The 18,803-nt window shown below is 61.2% G+C and carries 15 protein-coding genes; 8 read left to right on the top strand and 7 right to left on the bottom strand.

Annotated features, from left to right (window positions below; genetic code table 11):
- The 4 genes from mglA to M2366_RS15810 all read right to left on the bottom strand — a co-directional run bounded on the left by mglA (window position 1) and on the right by M2366_RS15810 (window position 7,156).
- Window positions 1-1,521, bottom strand: a complete 1,521-nt coding sequence (gene mglA, locus M2366_RS15825) for a galactose/methyl galactoside ABC transporter ATP-binding protein MglA (RefSeq protein WP_259270148.1) — start codon at window positions 1,519-1,521, stop codon at window positions 1-3.
- Between the two features lie 52 nt (window positions 1,522-1,573).
- Window positions 1,574-2,560: a galactose/glucose ABC transporter substrate-binding protein MglB gene (gene mglB, locus M2366_RS15820; RefSeq protein ID WP_224431496.1), complete on the bottom strand. Its 987-nt coding sequence runs from the start codon at window positions 2,558-2,560 to the stop codon at window positions 1,574-1,576.
- Window positions 2,561-2,795: 235 nt separating this feature from the next.
- Window positions 2,796-5,858 carry a beta-galactosidase gene (locus M2366_RS15815; RefSeq protein WP_259270147.1) on the bottom strand — a complete coding sequence of 1,021 codons (3,063 nt, stop codon included), beginning with the start codon at window positions 5,856-5,858 and terminating at the stop codon, window positions 2,796-2,798.
- 293 nt (window positions 5,859-6,151) lie between these two features.
- The gene (locus tag M2366_RS15810; protein WP_042042586.1) at window positions 6,152-7,156 is read right to left on the bottom strand and encodes a substrate-binding domain-containing protein; all 1,005 of its coding nucleotides are present in this window, start codon (window positions 7,154-7,156) and stop codon (window positions 6,152-6,154) included.
- Between the two features lie 204 nt (window positions 7,157-7,360).
- Here M2366_RS15810 and galE point away from each other — a divergent pair, with 204 nt between their 5' ends.
- From galE to bacA, 6 genes are all read left to right on the top strand, one after another.
- Window positions 7,361-8,374, top strand: a complete 1,014-nt coding sequence (gene galE, locus M2366_RS15805) for a UDP-glucose 4-epimerase GalE (RefSeq protein WP_259270146.1) — start codon at window positions 7,361-7,363, stop codon at window positions 8,372-8,374.
- Window positions 8,375-8,459: 85 nt separating this feature from the next.
- Window positions 8,460-9,506, top strand: coding sequence for a UDP-glucose--hexose-1-phosphate uridylyltransferase (locus M2366_RS15800; protein WP_259270172.1), 1,047 nt, complete (start codon window positions 8,460-8,462; stop codon window positions 9,504-9,506).
- A complete protein-coding gene (gene galK, locus M2366_RS15795) occupies window positions 9,503-10,654 on the top strand; it encodes a galactokinase (RefSeq protein WP_259270145.1) in 1,152 nt (383 codons plus the stop codon). The genes M2366_RS15800 and galK overlap by 4 nt, the downstream gene beginning before the upstream one ends.
- Complete coding sequence (locus M2366_RS15790; protein ID WP_259237093.1) at window positions 10,651-11,619, top strand: galactose-1-epimerase; 969 nt, start codon at window positions 10,651-10,653, stop codon at window positions 11,617-11,619. Before galK ends, M2366_RS15790 begins: the two co-directional genes overlap by 4 nt.
- A gap of 126 nt (window positions 11,620-11,745) precedes the next feature.
- Window positions 11,746-12,741: an aldo/keto reductase gene (locus M2366_RS15785; RefSeq protein ID WP_259237092.1), complete on the top strand. Its 996-nt coding sequence runs from the start codon at window positions 11,746-11,748 to the stop codon at window positions 12,739-12,741.
- 104 nt (window positions 12,742-12,845) lie between these two features.
- Entirely contained in the window at window positions 12,846-13,661 is an 816-nt protein-coding gene (bacA, locus tag M2366_RS15780) for an undecaprenyl-diphosphate phosphatase (protein ID WP_224431502.1), read from the top strand.
- A gap of 95 nt (window positions 13,662-13,756) precedes the next feature.
- Here bacA and M2366_RS15775 read toward each other — a convergent pair whose 3' ends face one another.
- The 3 genes from M2366_RS15775 to M2366_RS15765 form a co-directional block, all read right to left on the bottom strand.
- Window positions 13,757-14,410 (bottom strand): ChrR family anti-sigma-E factor, encoded by a 654-nt coding sequence (locus M2366_RS15775; RefSeq protein WP_224431503.1) that lies wholly within the window; start codon window positions 14,408-14,410, stop codon window positions 13,757-13,759.
- An 86-nt stretch (window positions 14,411-14,496) separates the two neighbouring features.
- Complete coding sequence (locus M2366_RS15770; protein WP_224431504.1) at window positions 14,497-15,072, bottom strand: sigma-70 family RNA polymerase sigma factor; 576 nt, start codon at window positions 15,070-15,072, stop codon at window positions 14,497-14,499.
- 201 nt (window positions 15,073-15,273) lie between these two features.
- The gene (locus tag M2366_RS15765) at window positions 15,274-15,840 is read right to left on the bottom strand and encodes an LON peptidase substrate-binding domain-containing protein (RefSeq protein ID WP_259237091.1); all 567 of its coding nucleotides are present in this window, start codon (window positions 15,838-15,840) and stop codon (window positions 15,274-15,276) included.
- A gap of 312 nt (window positions 15,841-16,152) precedes the next feature.
- On the opposite strand from M2366_RS15765, the gene argS reads away from it, so the two are divergent.
- Window positions 16,153-17,898, top strand: a complete 1,746-nt coding sequence (gene argS / locus M2366_RS15760) for an arginine--tRNA ligase (RefSeq protein ID WP_042042567.1) — start codon at window positions 16,153-16,155, stop codon at window positions 17,896-17,898.
- Window positions 17,899-17,901: 3 nt separating this feature from the next.
- Window positions 17,902-18,714, top strand: coding sequence for an SPOR domain-containing protein (locus tag M2366_RS15755; protein WP_259270144.1), 813 nt, complete (start codon window positions 17,902-17,904; stop codon window positions 18,712-18,714).
- Window positions 18,715-18,803: the final 89 nt, after the last annotated feature.

Here is an 18,803-nt window from a genome sequence, read left to right as displayed (position 1 = left end):
CTAGAGGTACAGAGAGGCCAGGCGCAATATCTCGCTCTGGTCAGTCTCTTTGGTATTGACGATCCCGGCGACCCGGCCATTGCTCATGACAATGATGCGGTCTGTGATCCCCAGCAGCTCAGGCATCTCTGACGAGATAATGATGATGCCCTTGTCCTTCTTGGCCAGCTCCAGGATGAGTTGGTAGATCTCGAACTTGGCGCCCACATCAATGCCGCGAGTCGGCTCATCCAGCATCAGAATTTCCGGTTGAGTCAGCAGCCAGCGGCCGATGATGACCTTCTGCTGGTTGCCGCCGGACAGGGAGCCGATCTGCGTCTGTTGGGTCGGGGTCTTGACCCGCATGGAGTCGATGACCCATTGGGTGTCGCTCTTCATCTTGTTGTTGCTGAGCAGCCCCATGGAGCCCTTGTAGCTGTCCATGTTGGCGATCAGGGAATTGAAGGCGATATCGAGGCGCGAATAGATACCGGTGGAGCGGCGCTCCTCCGTCACCAGGGCGAAACCGTTCAAGATGGCCTCGTGGGCCGTATGGTTCGCCACTTGCTTGCCATGAAGCTTGATGACCCCTTCGCTGTGGTCGCGGATCCCGAACAGGGTCTCGACGATGTCGGTGCGCTTGGCCCCCACCAGCCCGGCGATACCGAGGATCTCGCCCTTGTGCAGGTTGAAGGTCACGTCTTGAATGGAGGGTTGGTTCTTGGCCGTCAGGTGCTCGACCTCGAGGATCACCTCTTTCGGCTGGTTGGTTTTTTCCGGGAAGCGCTGAGTCAATTCACGGCCAACCATCATGCCGATGATCTGATCCATGGTCATGCCCTTGAGCGGTTGAGTCGCCACCCATTGGCCATCCCGCAATATGGTGATCTCGTCACATAGCTGGAAGATCTCCTCCATCTTGTGGGAGATGTAGACGATGCCGCAGCCCTTCTCTTTCAGCTTGTTGATGATCTTGAAGAGGTGGTTGACCTCTTTCTCGGTCAGGGAGGAGGTGGGCTCATCCATGATGACAATCTTGGCATCGTAGGAGAATGCCTTGGCGATCTCGATCATCTGCATCTGGGACACCGACAGGGTGCCCACTTTGACCCGGGGATCGATGTCGATATCCAGCTCGTCAAAAATGTGTTTGGTGTCCTGGTACATCTTGTTGTGATCGACGAACCAACCCTTGGTGGGGTAGCGGCCGAGCCACATGTTGTCCATCACGGTGCGTTGCAATACCAGGTTCAACTCCTGGTGCACCATGGAGACGCCGTTCTCCAGCGCCTCTTTGGAGGAGGTGAAGTTGATCTCTTGTCCCTTGAAGAAGATCTTGCCCTGATCTTTCTCATAGATGCCGAACAGGCATTTGAGCAGCGTGGATTTACCTGCCCCGTTCTCGCCCATCAACGCATGCACAGAATGAGGACGGACCCGTAAATTGACATTATCGAGTGCCTTGACGCCAGGAAAACTCTTACTGACGTCAATCATCTCCAACAGCCATTCTGATTGTTGCTGTGTTGTCATATCAGCCATCACATCTGGTTGAAAAAAGGGCAAGGGGATCTCCCTTGCCCTGGAGGGGGGATTACTCGAATTGAGATAGGTTGTCTTTATCTACACCCACGTAGGCAACACGGACGACCTTGTCGACGATGTTCCACTTGGTACCTTCCCCGGCCGGTTTGCCTTCAGCCAGATTCTTGGTCAGATCGAAGGTGGCTTTCGCCTGGTTGGCCGCATCGTTCAGCACTGTACCTGCCATGGCACCGCTCTTGACCATAGCCAGCGCCTCGGGCAGCGCATCGACACCGAATACCGGAATCGCTGACTTGCCTTGCGCCTTCAGCGACTCGACGGCGCCCATTGCCATGCCATCGTTGTTGGCGATGACGACTTCAATCTTGTTGGCGTTGGGGCCGGAGATCCAGGCATCCATCTTGTCTTTGGCCATGGCGGTATCCCACATACCGGTATCCATGTGCAGTTGATCGGTCTTGAGGCCGCCATCGTTCAGGGTCTTGATGACGTAGGTGGTACGGGCTTCCGCATCCGGGTGGCCCGGCTCGCCCTTGAGCAGTACGAACTGGATGACGCCATCTTTGTTCAAGTCCCACTCAGGGTGAGCTTTCCAGTGTTTGGCGATCAGCTGACCCTGGATGATGCCTGACTCCTTGGAGTCGGTGCCCACGTAGTAGGCCTTGTCATAGCTGGCCAGATCGGCGGCACTCGGTTCCTTGTTGTAGAACACAACCGGGATCTCTTCGCCACGGGCCTTCTCAATCACGACAGGGGCTGCGGCCGGATCGACCAGGTTGATCGCCAGGGCCTTGACGCCCTTGGCCAGCAGCACGTCGATCTGGTCGTTCTGCTTGGACTGGTCATTCTGGGAGTCATTCATCAGCAGTTCCACACTCGGGGTCGCCGCCGCTTCCTTCTCGATCGCCTTGCGAACAACTGCCATGAAGTTATCGTCGTACTTATAGACGGTAACCCCGATACGGGTTTCAGCGTGGGCGGTGGCGCCTGCCGTCAGTCCCATCAGCAGGGCGGCAACTGTCGTGATTTTTCTCATTGTTATGCTCCGGTGTGTCTATCTGTTTTGTAGGAAAGCTGTACACCAATCGAGCTGGTGTAACTCTAATGTAATCAGGTTGTTGTCATTTAATCTGTGATCCTGACGACAAAATGAAAACGTTTACACTCTGTTACATTGTGATTTGTTTGATATAAAACAAATGGTTATATTAACTTGAGGCCTGTTTGAACCTTTCTGTCACTGGGGTAAATGTCAGCTTCTGTCGCCGAAGTCAGCTTAGTACAGAGTTCCAATAGTATCTCCCCGGTGTCAGCCAATATTCAGGGCGCACGCTCTGGCTCCAGGAGTCATCCCCCCCGATCCCCATATAGAAACCATCGAGGCACAGGTGCAGACCCCCCTCTGCAATCAGGTCGGTCTGATGGCGGGCCTCGGTCAGCTGCGACTGACGGTAGGGACTGATGCTGAAGTGAAACTCCCCCTCGACCCTGAGGTCGGCGAGCTGCAACTCCCGAACCTGAGTACGCAGGCCATTGTCGGTGGGGAAAATATAGGGGGTGTGCAACGCGGCAATGGGCAGTTGCCAACGACCGAGGTCCGCGCTCAGACAGCGATCCGGATAGTTCTCATGAGGGCCACGGCCTAGCCACTCGATACTGTCGACTGTCTCCGCCAGCCAGAGGCTGGCGCCAATCCGGGGCAAGGAGGGGAAGTCATCACTCACCAGGGCGTCGATGGCAAGCCTCATGGCGCCGCCTGCCTCGAAGTCGTGGCGCCAGTGAGTCAGGATCTTCAGTTGCTCGCCGACGAAGTAGCCATGTTCCACCTGCAAGCTGGCCTCCCCCACTCGCGTTATCCCCAGGCAACGGTGGCTCAGCTCGCCGAGCCCGGCCTGCTGCCAGCGAGCAATCCAGGAGTGGGGATCCTGATGATCCGCCTCGCTGGTGCCGATGTCGTTATCCAGTGGCGCACGGTAGAAGTGATCCGCCAGCTCCCCGAGGAGACGCTCACGGCCACCCTTGCGCCAGCCCGTGATGCGGCCACTCTCCTTGTCCAGACACCATTGGCTCTCACCGGCCAGCACGTGCCAACTCTCGGCCTGCTCCATCAATCGAGCCGATGTCCGGGGTTGAGGGAGTGCGAGAGGGGTCGGCAGGGAAAACTGCTGGCGCCCTACGTCATGATCCGGGGCTGACCAGGGGGTGGCATTCACTTGCTCGATGCAGAGATCCAGCCAGGCCAGCGTGCCGGCAGCGAAAGCAGGCAGAGTGGGCAGCAGGGTCAGGGTCAGCGCCGCCTGAGGCGCCAAGGTGAGTGGGCACTCACCCTCTTGCAGCACCACCCCTTGCTCGCACAACCGCCAACGTAGCCGCTCGTTATCCGTCACGCGAAACAGCAGATCGCTCTCGATGCGCACCACCAGAGGGCTGTGTGACAGCAGCTCGAAGCGGAATGGCTGCTGGGCCCGCTTGGCCTCGAACAATGCGGGATGGGGCGTCCTGTCCGGGAACAGCAAGCCGTTGATGCAGAACTGGCGATCGTTCTGCAGATCGCCAAAATCACCGCCATAGGCCCAGAAATGGCGGCCATCCTCGGTCAACTTGTCGAGTCCCTGATCGACCCAATCCCAGACAAAGCCACCCTGCAGGCGAGGATGGTCACGAAATGCCCGCCAATATTCGGCGAAGCCACCCAGGCTGTTGCCCATGGCGTGAGCGTATTCGCACAGGATCAGCGGCCGCTGCTCGCCAGGCAGGCCGATCCACTTGGTCAGCGCCCACTTGGGCACCGCCGGGAAGGGTTGATCCTGATGGGTACGGGCATACATGGGGCAGATGATGTCGGTGGCCGGGGTGTCGGCACCGCCCCCCTCGTACTGGACCGGTCGGCTCGGGTCTGCCCGCTTGACCCAGGCATACATGGCATCGTGGGCCGCCCCATAGCCGGACTCATTGCCCAGGGACCAGATGATGATGCTGGGGTGGTTGAAATCGCGAGCGACCAGCCGGGTGACCCGTTCCAAAAAGGCCCCGTTCCAGTCAGGATCCTGCGCCAGGCGCCCCATGGGACTCATGCCGTGGGTCTCCAGATTGGCCTCATCCACCACATAGAGACCCAGCCTGTCACAGAGCCGGTAGAATTCGGGATGGTTGGGGTAATGGGCACAGCGCACCGCGTTGAAGTTGTGCTGCTTCATCAGGGTCAGATCCCGCGCCATGCTGGCCACATCGATGGCATGACCCCGGGCGGGATCATGCTCATGACGATTGGCGCCACGGATCAGCAAGGGCTGACCGTTGAGCCGCAGCAGGCCGCCCTGGATCTCCACCGCCCGAAAGCCCACATCATGGGCCTCGCTCTCTATGGGGGTACCCCGCTCATCGAGCAGGGTCAGGGTCAGACGATAGAGATGCGGGGTCTCGGCGCTCCACTTGGCGGGATTGTCCACCTTCAGGATCAGTTCGGCACGGTCCTCAAAGCTCCCTTTCTCATCGATGATGGCCGTGCCCACTCCCTGCTCCAGGCTGGTCAACGGCTGATCACCCTGATAGAGGGTGGCTCTCAGACTCAGTCCGGCGCCACCCGCCACCCGCACCGCCAGCGTGAGCCGCGCATCCCGGTAGCAGGCATCGAGCAGCGGGGTGATGCGCAGATCGGCGATGTGGCGCTCAGGCTTATGGAGCAGCGTGACCGAGCGGAAGATGCCGGAAAGCCACCACATGTCCTGATCCTCGAGATAAGAACCATCGGACCAGCGCAGCACCAACAGGGCTATCCGGTTCTCCCCCTCGCGCAGACAAGGAGTCAGGTCGAACTCGGCGGGCAGGCGGCTGTCCTGGGAATAACCGACCCAGTGGCCGTTGCAAAACAGATGGCAGGCGCTGCTGACGCCATCCAGGATGATGCGCGTCTGTCCCGAGGCCAGCCAATTGGCGGGTAAATGCAGGTTGCGAGAGTAGCAACCGGTCGGATTCTGGCTTGGCACCCGAGGGGGATCACAGGGGAAGGGGTACTTGATATTGGTGTAGATGGGGCCATCGGTCTGCGGCCGTGTGCCCGGATAGGCACCATCTAGCTGCCAGTTGCCGGGCACCCGGATGAGGCAGGCATCGGCCAGATCCTGCTGAACCCACTGTTCGGGCACCAGCTCGGGAGTCTCGAAGAAGGAGAAGTACCAGTCGCCGTCGAGCAGCAAGCGGGAGTCGGAGGGCAGATCGGCACGTGCCGCCTCTTCGTCGCGCCAACTGGCGAGGGGGGTATGCGCCGCCAGGCGATTGACCGAGGTTACCCCTTGGTTCTGCCAGTCTCGGCGCGCCAGAATCTCCCTGAGCATGTTTCCTCTCCCTGATTATTCGGAAAACAGCTGCAGTGTAGTGAAGTTTTTATGGGGAAACGGCGATCTGCCTCACAAAGATGTAAACGATTACACTTCGATAGATAAGGCCAGAATAATGCGGGGTGAGAGTCACAATAGTCATCATGCGAGCAACCCGCATTGTCCTATCGATCGGGGGAGCTGACCGCAGATCCCTCAACCTCCTGCCACGGTGGCATCGCTGAATATGCCAGAAACAGCAGACCCGCCTGATGGCGGGTCTGCTGTCTAAACGAGGCCAAGGTCGGGATTTAACTGCGCAGGGGGGCGACCGAGTGACGATTGATCAGGGTCGGTGTATAGATGCGGCTCTGTTGCGCCTCACCTTCACCTGCGGCCAGCTGCAGCGCCAACTTGGCCGCCTGGGCCGCCATGAGCTCGATGGGGTAGCGCATGGTAGAGAGTTTGGGTCTCAGGTATCTGGCGTAGATGATGTCATCGAAGCCGACCACGGACACCTCCTCCGGCACCTTGAAGCCGTTATCGGCCAACACGGAGATGGCGCCGGCCGCCATGGCGTCGTTGTAGGCCACCAGAGCGGTCACCTTCAGCCCCTTGGCGAGCAGATTGAGCATGGCGCGCTCTCCCCCCTCTTCATTGGGGGTGCCACACTCCACCAGTTCGGCATCTGCCACCACCCCCGCATCGCTCAGGGCGTCGCGATAGCCCTGCAACCGGGAGCTGGCATCTTCGATGGCGTGATCCGAGCCGAGGAAGCCAATACGGCGATGACCCAGCTCCAGCAGATGGCGCGTGGCGGTGGCGGCCCCCAAGCTGTTGTTGAGGGAGATACAGCGCCCCTTCAAGGCGGGAATATCTCTATTAATCAATACCATGCCTGGTACTCGCATGGCGTAATCAATCAGCACTTCGTCACTGAGCACCTTGCTGTGAACCACCAGGGCCTCACAGCGTTTGCCGATCAGCAGCTCGATGGCGCCCCGCTCCTGCTCCGCATTGTGAAAACCATTACCCATCAGCAGGTGCAAGCCCCGCTCCACGGCGACCCCGGACACCCCCTTGATCAGGGCGCCGAAGAAGGGATCGGCCACATCATTGACCACCACTCCCATGGTGTCACAGGTACGGCTGACCAGGGCCCGCGCGTTGGCGTTGGGGGTGTAACCCAGCTCTGCCATGGCCTGCTGGACCAGGGCGCGCGAGGTGGCACTCGCCTTGGGAGAGTTGTTCATCACCCGTGAAACCGTTGCCACCGAGACATTGGCAAGACGGGCGACATCCTTGATGGTGCTCATGCTGTTTTCACTCTTTTCACTGACCGCGACCGGGCCATTATAACCAGCAATCCCTTTGATAACAGGGGAAAAGCGCACTGCCCCCGAGTCGGCTATAAACAAAAGAGTGTAATCGTTTACACGATATTGTTAACCCGCTCACAGTTTAGCCATCAGAGGCTCGGCTAGACTCCTGATCCACACCCCCTTTACCGGAGACAAGGGATGAAGGTATTGGTCACAGGCGGTTGCGGCTACATAGGCAGCCACACTTGCCTCGCACTGCAGGCCGCGGGTATCACACCGCTGATCCTGGATAATCTCTGCAACAGCAAGCTGGCCGTGCTGGATCGCATCGCCACCATTTCTGGTCAGAAGCCTGTTTTTTATCAAGGGGATATCAGGGATTCCGCCCTGCTGGCTCGCATCTTCACCGAGCATGAGATTGACGCCGTCATCCACTTTGCCGCACTCAAGGCAGTGGGAGAATCGACCCGGATCCCGCTGGCCTATTACCAGAACAATGTCGCCGGTACCTTGGATTTGCTACAGGCCATGGCGCAGGCCCAGGTGCACAACCTGGTATTCAGCTCCTCGGCTACTGTCTATGGCGATCCGGCCAGCGTGCCGATCCGCGAGGAGTTCCCCCGCTCGGCCACCAACCCCTATGGCAGATCCAAGCTGATCATCGAGCAGATCCTCGAGGATCTGCAGGCCGCCGAACCCCAGTGGAGCATGACGCAACTGCGTTATTTCAATCCGGTTGGTGCCCATGCATCCGGCACCATGGGGGAGGATCCCCAGGGCATACCCAACAATCTCATGCCCTTTTTGACTCAGGTGGCCATCGGCAGACGCCCGCAATTATCGGTATTTGGTAACGATTACCCCACCCTGGATGGCACAGGTGTTCGCGACTATATCCATGTGATGGATCTCGCAGAGGGCCACGTCAAGGCGCTGCAACACTGCGTCAGTCGCCCCGGCGTTCATGCCTATAACCTGGGAACGGGCCAGCCCCAGAGCGTATTGCAAATGGTTCAGGCATTCGAGCAGGCATGCGGCCGACCTGTTCCCTACGCCTTGGAACCAAGGCGCCCGGGAGACATCGCCGAGTGCTGGGCCGATCCCGCCAAGGCCGAACGTGAGCTGGGCTGGCATGCCACCCGGGATCTCCCGGCCATGTGCGCCGACAGCTGGCGCTGGCAATCCCTCAACCCCCAGGGTTATGACCAATGAGCCGCTTGCTGACCGCCGCTACCCGCTCGCTACGGCCCGGTGCCATAGCCTCCCTTTCCATGACAGACAGTCACGAGGTGTGATGATGTTCGATCCCCTGGATCACCCCCACCGCCGCTTCAATCCCCTGACCGGCCAGTATGTGCTGGTCTCCCCCCACAGGGCCAAGCGCCCCTGGCAGGGCCAGATTGAGAAGATAAGCGAGGCGCCGGGCCACGCCCATGATCCCGACTGTTTTCTCTGCGCCGGCAATACCCGTGTCAGTGGCGACAAGAACCCCGACTACAGCCACACCTTCGTCTTCACCAACGACTTCGCCGCCCTGATGCAGGACACCCCGGCTGCGCAGGAGGGCCAGGATCAGCTGCTGCAACTGGAGGCTGCCCGTGGCACCAGCCGGGTCATCTGCTTCTCGCCGGATCACGGCAAGACCCTGCCCGAGCTGGCCCTGCCCGAGATAGAGGCGGTGATCCAGACCTGGCGCGACCAGGTGGCCGAGCTCTCCCAGCAGTGGGATTGGGTGCAAGTCTTTGAAAACAAGGGCGCCGTCATGGGCTGCTCCAACCCTCATCCCCATGGTCAGATCTGGGGCAGCGATTTTCTGCCCAACGAGATAGCCAGGGAGCAGGAGCGCCAGCAGCAGTGGCTGGCCGAGCATGGCCGCCCCCTGCTGCTCGACTATGTGGAACGGGAACTGAAAGATAGATCCCGCATCGTGGTGGAGAGCGAACACTGGCTGGCGGTGGTGCCCTTCTGGGCCGCCTGGCCGTTCGAAACCCTGTTGCTGCCCAAGGCCCATGTGCCCTCCCTGCTGGATCTCACCCGGGAGCAGCAAGAGGATCTGGCGGTGGCGCTCAAGGAGCTCACCAGCCGCTACGACAACCTGTTCGAATGCAGTTTTCCCTACTCCATGGGCTGGCACTTCGCGCCGCCACACTCGACTTGCCCAGAGGCCTGGCAGCTTCATGCCCACTTCTACCCGCCCCTGCTGCGCTCTGCCACTGTGCGCAAGTTCATGGTGGGCTTCGAGATGCTGGCCGAGACCCAGCGCGATCTCACCCCGGAGCAGGCCGCCGAGCGACTGCGTACCTTGAGCCCCATCCACTACAAGATGCGAGGATCCACCCCATGAATCACCCCAGCCACAGGGCCAGCACCCTCTTCCACAAGGTGTTTGGCCGGGCCGCCGACCTGATGATACGCGCGCCCGGTCGGGTCAACCTCATCGGCGAGCACACCGACTATAACGGCGGCTTCGTGCTGCCCTGCGCCATCGATTACGAGACCTGCGTCGCCATCGGCCTGCGCCAGGATGCCAGGGTGAGGGTCATCGCCGCCGACTACGGGGAGGAGCACGACGAGTTCTCCCTGGATGCTCCCATCGAGCACCACCCGGACCAGCGCTGGAGCGACTATATCCGTGGCGTGGTGAAGTACCTGCAAGCGCGGGGCCAGCCCCTGCGCGGCCTGGATCTGGTGGTCTCCGGCAATGTGCCCCAGGGGGCCGGGCTCTCCTCCTCCGCCTCCCTGGAGGTGGCCATCGGCCAGGCCTTCAAGGAGGCGCTGAACCTCGACATCAGCCAGGCCGAGATAGCCCTCAACGGTCAGCAGGCGGAGAACCAGTTTGTCGGCTGCAACTGCGGCATCATGGATCAGATGATCTCGGCCTGCGCCAAGCCGGACCATGCCCTGCTGCTCGATTGCCGCAGCCTGGAGAGTCGGCTCATCCCCATGCCGATGGATCTCGCTGTGCTCATCATCAACTCCAACGTGCGCCGTGGCCTGGTGGACAGCGAATACAACCTGCGCCGCCAGCAGTGCGAGGCCGCGGCCCGTCACTACGGCGTCAAGGCGCTGCGCGACCTCGATGCCGCCACCCTGGAGGCGAATAAAACCGGGCTGGACGAGGCCTGCTATCGCCGTGCCCGCCACATCGTCGGCGAGAATGGCCGCACCCTGGCCGCCGCCGAGGCGCTCGCCTCAGGGGATCTGGTACGCCTCGGCGAACTGATGGCGCAGTCCCATGCCGCCATGCGCGATGACTTCGAAATCACAGTGCCCCCCATCGATGGCCTGGTGGAGATCATCAAGGCAAAGATTGGCAGCGAAGGCGGGGTGCGCATGACCGGCGGTGGCTTCGGGGGTTGCGTGGTCGCCCTGCTGCGCCCGGAGCGCTTGAATGAGGTGATCGCCGCCATCGACGTCGAATATCCCGCCCGTTTTGGCCTGCAGGCCGACAGCTATGTCTGCCGCGCCAGCGCCGGAGCGGGTCGGCTGTGAGATCCTTCGAGCTGGAAAATGAGTGCGGGCTGCGGCTACGCGGCCTCGATGTTGGTGCCACCCTGAGCTCCCTGAGCCTGCCGGTTGGTGGGATGAGGCGAGAGCTGCTGCTCGGCTGCTCCGACGCCGACTATCCGACCCAGCAGGTGTGGCTGGGGGCGGTGGCGGGACGTTTTGCCAACCGTATCGGGGGCGCAACCCTTGCGCGAGACGGCCAATGCTGGCCATTGGATGCCAATCAGCCTCCCCACACCCTCCATGGGGGGGCGGGGGGTTTTCATCGCCAACCCTGGCAGATTGAAACCCTGGAGGCCAGCCGGGTGCGGCTCAGCCTGTTCTCCCCGGATGGGGATCAGGGCTTTCCCGGCAACCTCAGGGTAGCGCTGGAATACCGGCTCGAGGAGCGGGATCTGGTGGTGGAGTGCTGGGCCAGTACCGATGCGCCGACCCCGGTCAGCCTGACCAGCCACGCCTACTTCAACCTCGATGGGGGGGGAGATGTGCGTCATCACAAGCTCACCCTGAAGGCGGACCGCTTCCTCGCCACGGATGCCAGCGGCCTGCCCTTGGCGCCCCACGCTGTCGAGGGCCCCTTCGATCTTCGTGGCGGTCGCCTCCTTGGGGATGAGTGGCTGAGCCACCCCCAGCAACGTCAGGCCAAGGGCTACGATCACGCCTTCCTGCTCAATGGGCCACCATCGGAATGGGCCGCCCTGCTGGTCTCGGGTGACGGACAGCTGGCGATGGAGGTGCATACCAATCAGCCCTCGCTGCAGCTCTACACCGGCAACTGGCTGGCCAAGACCCAGGGTCGTGACGGGCAGCGCTATCAGGATTACGACGGCCTCTGCCTGGAGGCCCAGCAGCTGCCGGACAGCCCGAACAGACCCGAGCTGGGGGATCCCTGGCTGCTGCCGGGTCAGCGCTATCACCACCTCACCCGCTACCGCTTTGAGCCTCGCTGAACCAGCACGGGTTTGAGCGGTCAGCGAGAGGCGCTGACCCTGAGCGAGCAGGAGAGGTCTGCCATGTCGGGCATGACTGGCCCGAGCCACTGAAATCGATGACATTGATATTCAAAAGGAACTTGTATGGATCAGCCCTATCAGGCCAACCCGGCTCGCTACCAGCAGCAGCCCTATCGCGCCGTCGGTCGCCACGGCTTGCGCCTGCCCGCCATCGCCCTCGGGCTCTGGCATAACTTCGGGGCAGAGGCTGCCCCCCAGCAGATGAGCGCCATGGTGCGTCAGGCATTCGACCTGGGTATCACTCACTTCGATCTGGCCAACAACTACGGGCCGCCGCCGGGCAGTGCCGAGACAAGCTTCGGTCGCCTGCTCAAGCAGGATCTGGCCGCCCATCGCGATGAGCTGATCATCAGTACCAAGGCGGGCTACGTGATGTGGGATGGCCCCTATGGCGATGGCGGCAGTGCCAAGTATCTGTTTGCCAGCCTGCACCAGAGCCTGCGCCGCCTCGGCCTCGACTATGTGGACATCTTCTATCACCACAGGCCGGACTCGCACACGCCCCTGGAAGAGACTTGTCAGGCCCTGGCACTCATGGTGCGTCAGGGCAAGGCGCTCTATGTCGGTCTCTCCAACTATCCCGCCGAGCTGGCCCGTCAGGCCGCGATCCGGCTGGCAGAGCTGGGCACTCCCTGCCTGGTCAATCAGCTCAAATACTCCCTGTTTCAGCGGGAGATTGAAGAGCAGACCCTGCCGGTCTGCCGTGAACAAGGCATGGGCGTGGTGGCCTTCTCGCCCCTGGCGGGAGGCCTGCTCAGCGACCGCTACCTGGCGGGCATTCCTGCCGATTCCCGCGCCGCCAGCCCTAGCCCCTTCCTCAAGCCGGACCAGCTCACGGCGGAAAAACTGGCCCGGATACGTGCCCTGCACACCCTGGCCGAGGAGCGCGGACAGAGCCTGTCACAGCTGGCGCTGCAGTGGGTGCTGCGCGATGCAGTGGTCAGCAGCGCCCTCATTGGCGCCAGCAGGCCAGAACAGATCGTCAGCGCCGTTCAGGCCCTGGCTCAGCCCCCTCTGGATACAGCCTGGCAGCAGCGGATCCTGACCGCCCTCGACTGAGCCAGCGGCAATATTCTCTGGTTGCCTGCGTGGTTTTCCGCCATCATTGGCGCGCCCCCGCTTGCGGGGGCGCATCATATCCAGACAACCAAGAGATCCGATCCATGACAGAGTACTACACCCTGTTTGTCGCATTCGTGTTAGGCGTAGTGGAAGGCCTGACCGAGTTTCTGCCCGTTTCCTCCACCGGCCATCTGATCATCGTCGGCCATCTGCTGGGCTTCGAAGGCCCCAAGGCCGCCACCTTCGAGGTGGTGATCCAGCTGGGCTCCATCCTGGCAGTCGTCGTCGTGTTCTGGCGCCGACTGTTCGGCCTCATCGGCATTCATTTTGGCCAGAAGCCCCCTCAGGATCACGCCACCCTCTCTCTGGTGCACATCATCCTCGGTATGTTGCCCGCCGTGGTGATAGGCCTCGCCATTCATAGCTGGATCAAGGCAAATCTGTTCGGCCCCCAGACGGTGATGTATGCCCTGGTCGCCGGCGGCATACTGCTGTTGATCGCCGAATGGAAACGCCCTGCGGTGCGCTCCGAAACCCTGGATGACATCAGCTACCAGCAAGCCTTTGGCATAGGTCTGTTCCAGTGTCTGGCACTCTGGCCCGGTTTCTCCCGCTCGGGAGCCACCATCAGTGGCGGCATGCTGATGGGGATCAGTCGCCAGGCGGCGGCCGAGTTCTCCTTCATACTGGCGGTCCCCATGATGATCGCGGCGAGCGGCCTGGATCTCTACAAGAGCCGGGACTTCCTCTCCATGACCGATTTCCCCATGTTTGCGGTCGGTTTTGTCACCGCCTTCGTGGTGGCCATGTTCGCCATCCGCACCTTCCTGGCGCTGATCCGTCGCCTCGATTTCGTGCCTTTTGCCATCTATCGCTTCGTCGTCGCCTTCGCCGTCTACATGGTGTTCGTGCATTAATCTGCCGTGACGAATCAGGCTTGAATGTGAAAAGGGACCCCAGGGTCCCTTTTTTGATGCGTGAATGGCGGTGCTGCCCCGCCGAGCCCTTGGCCTCAATAGAGATGCCCAGAGATACCATTGAGCAAGCGCGACAGCCCCTTGGTGAACTGGATGGGGGCATCCTGCACCGTGTAGCAGAGACAGCCATCGACCGTGTGCGGACTGTGTGCATGGCGACTATCTCGCCAGATGAAATCACCGGCCCCGTAGCGCTGATCGCCATCCTGCATGCTGCCCGCCAGCAGCAAGGTCAGTTCATAGCCCTGATGGGTATGCTCGGGAATGGCACCGCCCGCATCGATGTGCAACAGGCTGGCCCGCACCCCCAACTCCCCCAGGGGCAGGCTATGTTGGCGAACGGGTCCAAAATGCCGCCACTTGGGGGAGCGGTAACGGGCCAGCACCCTCGGCAACCGATAACACCGACCCGCTACCTCAAGCTGGGTGTCGGTGTGAGACACAGGGATGAGTTCGGGCAGGGGTTGCTGCACTATCATGGCCAGCATGGCGTCCAGCTCGGGGGCGACCTGATCCGGCAGGGGGGCGGCCTCGAGTGCCTCGGCCAGCTGCGCCTCCCACAACGTCACCCGGGCGGCACATTCGGGGCAGAGCTCGCAATGGGCCGATACCCCGACCGCCAGGGGCAGGGGGAGCTCGTTGGCCGCGAAGGCACGCAGCATCTGCTCGGTCGGATGGGATTTAATCATGATACTGCTCCATAAATATGTGCGATCGATATGAGCCTGGCCCCGGGGCACCACCCATCACAGGGTCGCTCCTGGTCATGACGAGGCTATGCATCATGACGTTCCACCTGCTCTTTGAGTTTCTGCAGGGCCAGTCGCAGCCGGGACTTGATGGTGCCAAGCGGTACGCCGAGTCGCTCGGCCAGCTCCTGCTGGGAGAGTTCCTGCAGGTAGATGCCACGCACTACCTGCTGCTGCGGCTCAGGCAGCACGCTGACGTAATGGGCCATCTGCCGTGTCAGCACCGCATCCTCGCCACCGGGTCCCTGGGGCAAGTCGGCCCCAAACTCCAGCAGGGGCCAGATCTCTTCGGCGCACAGATCTTCACGACTGGCACGGCGGCGGCGCAACATGTCGAAGCATTGGTTGCGCATGACGGTGTAGATCCAGGTGCTGGGCGCCCCTTTCTCAGGGTGATAGAGCCGTGCCTTCTGCCAGACCAGCAGCATGGTCTCCTGAACCAGTTCCATGGCATTGGCGTCACTGCCAAGATGGCGCAAACCATAGTTGCGAATACGCGGCGCGAAGTGACGAAACAGGGCGGCAAAGGCTACCTTGTCGGCAGACTCGGCGACCCTTATCAGCTGGGTTTTCAGGTCGGGAACGCCTATGACTGTGTCCATCTGGGGCGAGATCCTGCTGTGAGTCCGTTGTGACTGGCCAGTATATGTCATAGCCCTTACCCTGGTTGCTACCGTGCAGGTCAATACGGCCAGAGACTCCGTCTGGATCAGCGACGCCTGACTCTTTCTGGTCAAGGAGGGGACGCGCCCTCGCATCGGGCAAGCACCAACGGGGGAGATAAGTGATGGGCAAGGCCGCGATCAGTGACTGGCAACCAGCAGGTTGCTCAGCAAACTGAGGGCGGGGTGATAGTCCTCGCAGGCCATCAGCCACTGCTTCTGTTCCGGGGGAATGGGCAGTACCTCTATCCAGCGCTGGGCGACCCAGCAGGCATCGTCCCAGTCAGGTTCGCGATAGAGGGCGGCATATTCGGGGTAGTCACTGAACACCTCGCGCAGGGCCTGGGCCAGATTGCGCTGATCCCGTGGCAGACGGCCACACTGCCAGAGCGGCAACTGCTCCACCTCACCGACCCGCAGGCCGTCCGGCTCCTGCCAGAGACGCTGGATACGCAATCGCTCCACCCCTTGCACCGTGATGCCCAGCAGGCCGTCCGGTAGCATGTCAAAGTCGATGATGCGCACCCGGGTGGCGATGGGGTACATGTTGCGCAACTCATCCCCCTGGCGGCTATCCCACATGCAGAGCCCAAAGCCGGCGTCCCCCGCCTCGGCGATCATCCGCTGGTATCTGGGCTCGAAGATGCGCAGCGGCATGATGCCACCGGGCAGCAAATGAGCGGAGAGGGGAAAGAGCGCCAGTTTCATGTTTGCATCCCATTTCGTGTGCCTTCTCCTGATACGACACCCCAAAGTGGTCAGATCATTCAGACCGAGTAGGAATAAAAACCCCTATTACTATTAGGGGAAAATAGCCTGGACAAGCTGCTTCAATATGCAGTAGAAATGGATAAGCCGCAGACAACAACGCAATATTCTGCAAATCTGCGCACCAAGCAGTGAAATATCCGCCGCCTCAGGGGTGGAGGGTCATCCCTATAGTTTTCTCGGCCCGATGCGGGTAAAATTCACGCCCTTATATATCAGTCATATTTCGACGCATAACCTCGGTGGTCAGTCATGAAAGAGCATATTCATCATCTACTTGAACAGACGGTAGCCAACCTCAAATCCGCAGGCCTGCTGCCAGCGGAGCTGGAAGCCCGAGTGCTGGTAGATCGATGCAAGGATAAGGCTCATGGTGACCTGGCTACCAACCTGGCCATGCTGCTCGCCAAACCGGCCGGCAAGAACCCCCGTGAGCTGGCCGCCGCCATCATAGAACACTTGCCCGCCTCTGACCTGATCGCCAAGGTCGAGATTGCCGGTCCCGGCTTCATCAACTTCTTCTTCAATCAGCAGTGGCTGACCGGGCAGGTCGATGCCATGGTGGCCTGTGCCAACGCCAACGTGAAGCTGCCGACCCCGCAAACCGTGGTGGTGGATTACTCTGCCCCCAACGTGGCCAAAGAGATGGCGGTACACCACATTCGCTCCACCGTACTCGGTGACGTGGCGGCCCGCGCCCTGGAGTTCCTGGGTCACAAGGTGATCCGCGCCAACCACATCGGCGACTGGGGCACCCAGTTCGGCATGCTGATCGCCTATCTGGAGAAGATGGAGAACGAGCACGCCAGCGACATGGAGCTCAAGGATCTCGAAGCCTTCTACACCCAGGCCAAGCGCCTGTATGACGAAGACCAGGCCTTCGCCGAGCGCGCCCGCAACTATGTGGTCAAGCTGCAGGGGGGCGATGAGTACTGCCGCACCATGTGGAAGAAGCTGGTCGACCTGACCATGGCCCAGAACCAGCGCAACTACGACCGCCTCAATGTCTTGCTGACCAACAAGGACATCATGGGCGAGTCCATGTACAACGACATGCTGCCCGGCATAGTGGCCGACCTGAAAGCCCAGGGACTGGCGGTCGAGAGCGAAGGCGCTACCGTGGTGTTCCTCGACGAGTTCAAGAACAAGGATGGCGAGCCCATGGGCGTCATCATCCAGAAGAGCGATGGCGGCTTCCTCTACACCACCACCGACATCGCCTGCGCCAAGTACCGTTACGAGACCCTCAAGGCCGATCGGGTGATGTACTTCATCGACTCCCGTCAGCACCAGCACCTGATGCAGGCCTGGACCATCACCCGCAAGGCGGGTTATGTGCCGGCATCCGTGCCCCTCGAGCACCACGCCTTCGGCATGATGCTGGGCAAGGATGGTCGCCCTTACAAGACCCGCTCCGGCGGCACCGTCAAGCTGGTCGATCTGCTCAACGAAGCCGAAGAGCGCGCTGCCGCCCTGCTGGAGAACCGCAACAGCGATCTCAGCGCCGAAGAGAAAGCCGAGGTGGTGCACGCCATCGCCATCGGTGCGGTCAAATATGCGGATCTCTCCAAGAACCGCACCACAGACTACATCTTCGACTGGGACTTGATGCTGTCGTTTGAGGGCAACACAGCCCCTTACCTGCAGTACGCCTACACCCGCATCCAGTCCATCTTCCGCAAGGCCGGTGTCGATGTGAGCAGCCTCAGCGGCAACATCTCGCTCAACGAGGATGCCGAGCTGACCCTGGCTCAGAAGCTGATCCAGTTCTCCGATGCGGTCAACGGCGTGGCCGAGCGTGGCATGCCTCACCTGCTCTGTACTTACCTGTACGAGTTGTCCGGCAACTTCATGACCTTCTATGAAGCCTGCCCCATCAACAAGGACGGGGTAGAGCCGGAGGCACGTCAGAGCCGTCTGCTGCTCTGTGCCGCCACCGCCAAGGTACTCAAGCTGGGCCTGGGCGTACTGGGCATCCACACCCTGGAGCGCATGTAATTCATGGCGACACGGGATTATGTGGGGAGTGGCTCAAGGAGACGAGCCGGTGGTCGCAATACCAAGAAGGCGCCACCTCGCCGCCGCTTTCCACTGATCCCCGTCCTGCTGGCGGGGGCGCTGGTGGTCGGCTTTGGTGCCTTCCTCTACCTCATCAATGGCAAGGCCGCCGATGGCCCGACCATCGAGGAGCAGGTGCGCGCCAATAAACCCAAGTCCGATGGCCATGCTCTCCCCCAGGAGAAGTGGAGCTATATCGAACGACTCGAGAACAAGCAGGTCGACATAGTGGAGCCGCCACCCCAGCCCGGGGTGCTGCCCCCGCCGCCAGCGGCGACCCTGACCCTGCAACCCGAGAAGCTGCCCAAGCCGGTGGAAACCAGCATACCCCAGCCTGGTACCCCCATAGGCCAAGTGCAGCCCTATCAGCCCAAGCCGGTCGGCGCCCCTGTGGCCAGCGCCCAGGAGCAGGCCATCGACCGCAAGGCCGAACGGGAGCGCATGGAGCGTGAGTTGCGTGCCGAGCTGGCGCAGGATCAGGCCCAGAAAGCCAAAGCGGCCCAGACGGCTTCGACCGATGGCGGCCGTTACATGATGCAGTGTGCGGCTCTGCGTTCGCAGGATTCCGCAGAGTCTCTCAAGGCGCGTATTGCCTTCTCCGCCGGCCTGAGTGCCAGCTTGCAGAACATCAATACCGCCAACGGCGCCATCTACAAGGTGATGGTGGGCCCCTTCAACGGCAAGGCGGCGGCCGATGCGGCCAACCGCAAGCTGCAAGGTGCCGGCATCAGCGGCTGCATCCCCAAGAAGGGCTGACGACCCACCATAAAAAACGCGGCGCCGTGGCAACACGGCGCCGCGTTTTTTTATCCGTTTTTTACCCGCCCTGACGGCCGCCCTCCATC

The sequence above is a fragment of the Aeromonas sp. BIGb0405 genome (assembly GCF_024807335.1).
Classification (GTDB): domain Bacteria; phylum Pseudomonadota; class Gammaproteobacteria; order Enterobacterales; family Aeromonadaceae; genus Aeromonas; species Aeromonas rivuli.
This window is presented reverse-complemented; position numbering and strand designations above follow the sequence as displayed.

Coding starts and splice junctions, on each gene's coding strand:
- galK (WP_259270145.1), top strand. CDS start 9,503: ATGAATCACCCCAGCCACAGGGCCAGCACCCTCTTCCACAAGGTGTTT.
- M2366_RS15785 (WP_259237092.1), top strand. CDS start 11,746: ATGGATCAGCCCTATCAGGCCAACCCGGCTCGCTACCAGCAGCAGCCC.
- mglA (WP_259270148.1), bottom strand. CDS start 1,521: ATGGCTGATATGACAACACAGCAACAATCAGAATGGCTGTTGGAGATG.
- M2366_RS15815 (WP_259270147.1), bottom strand. CDS start 5,858: ATGCTCAGGGAGATTCTGGCGCGCCGAGACTGGCAGAACCAAGGGGTA.
- M2366_RS15775 (WP_224431503.1), bottom strand. CDS start 14,410: ATGATTAAATCCCATCCGACCGAGCAGATGCTGCGTGCCTTCGCGGCC.
- M2366_RS15810 (WP_042042586.1), bottom strand. CDS start 7,156: ATGAGCACCATCAAGGATGTCGCCCGTCTTGCCAATGTCTCGGTGGCA.
- argS (WP_042042567.1), top strand. CDS start 16,153: ATGAAAGAGCATATTCATCATCTACTTGAACAGACGGTAGCCAACCTC.
- M2366_RS15800 (WP_259270172.1), top strand. CDS start 8,460: ATGTTCGATCCCCTGGATCACCCCCACCGCCGCTTCAATCCCCTGACC.
- M2366_RS15755 (WP_259270144.1), top strand. CDS start 17,902: ATGGCGACACGGGATTATGTGGGGAGTGGCTCAAGGAGACGAGCCGGT.
- M2366_RS15765 (WP_259237091.1), bottom strand. CDS start 15,840: ATGAAACTGGCGCTCTTTCCCCTCTCCGCTCATTTGCTGCCCGGTGGC.
- mglB (WP_224431496.1), bottom strand. CDS start 2,560: ATGAGAAAAATCACGACAGTTGCCGCCCTGCTGATGGGACTGACGGCA.
- M2366_RS15770 (WP_224431504.1), bottom strand. CDS start 15,072: ATGGACACAGTCATAGGCGTTCCCGACCTGAAAACCCAGCTGATAAGG.
- galE (WP_259270146.1), top strand. CDS start 7,361: ATGAAGGTATTGGTCACAGGCGGTTGCGGCTACATAGGCAGCCACACT.
- bacA (WP_224431502.1), top strand. CDS start 12,846: ATGACAGAGTACTACACCCTGTTTGTCGCATTCGTGTTAGGCGTAGTG.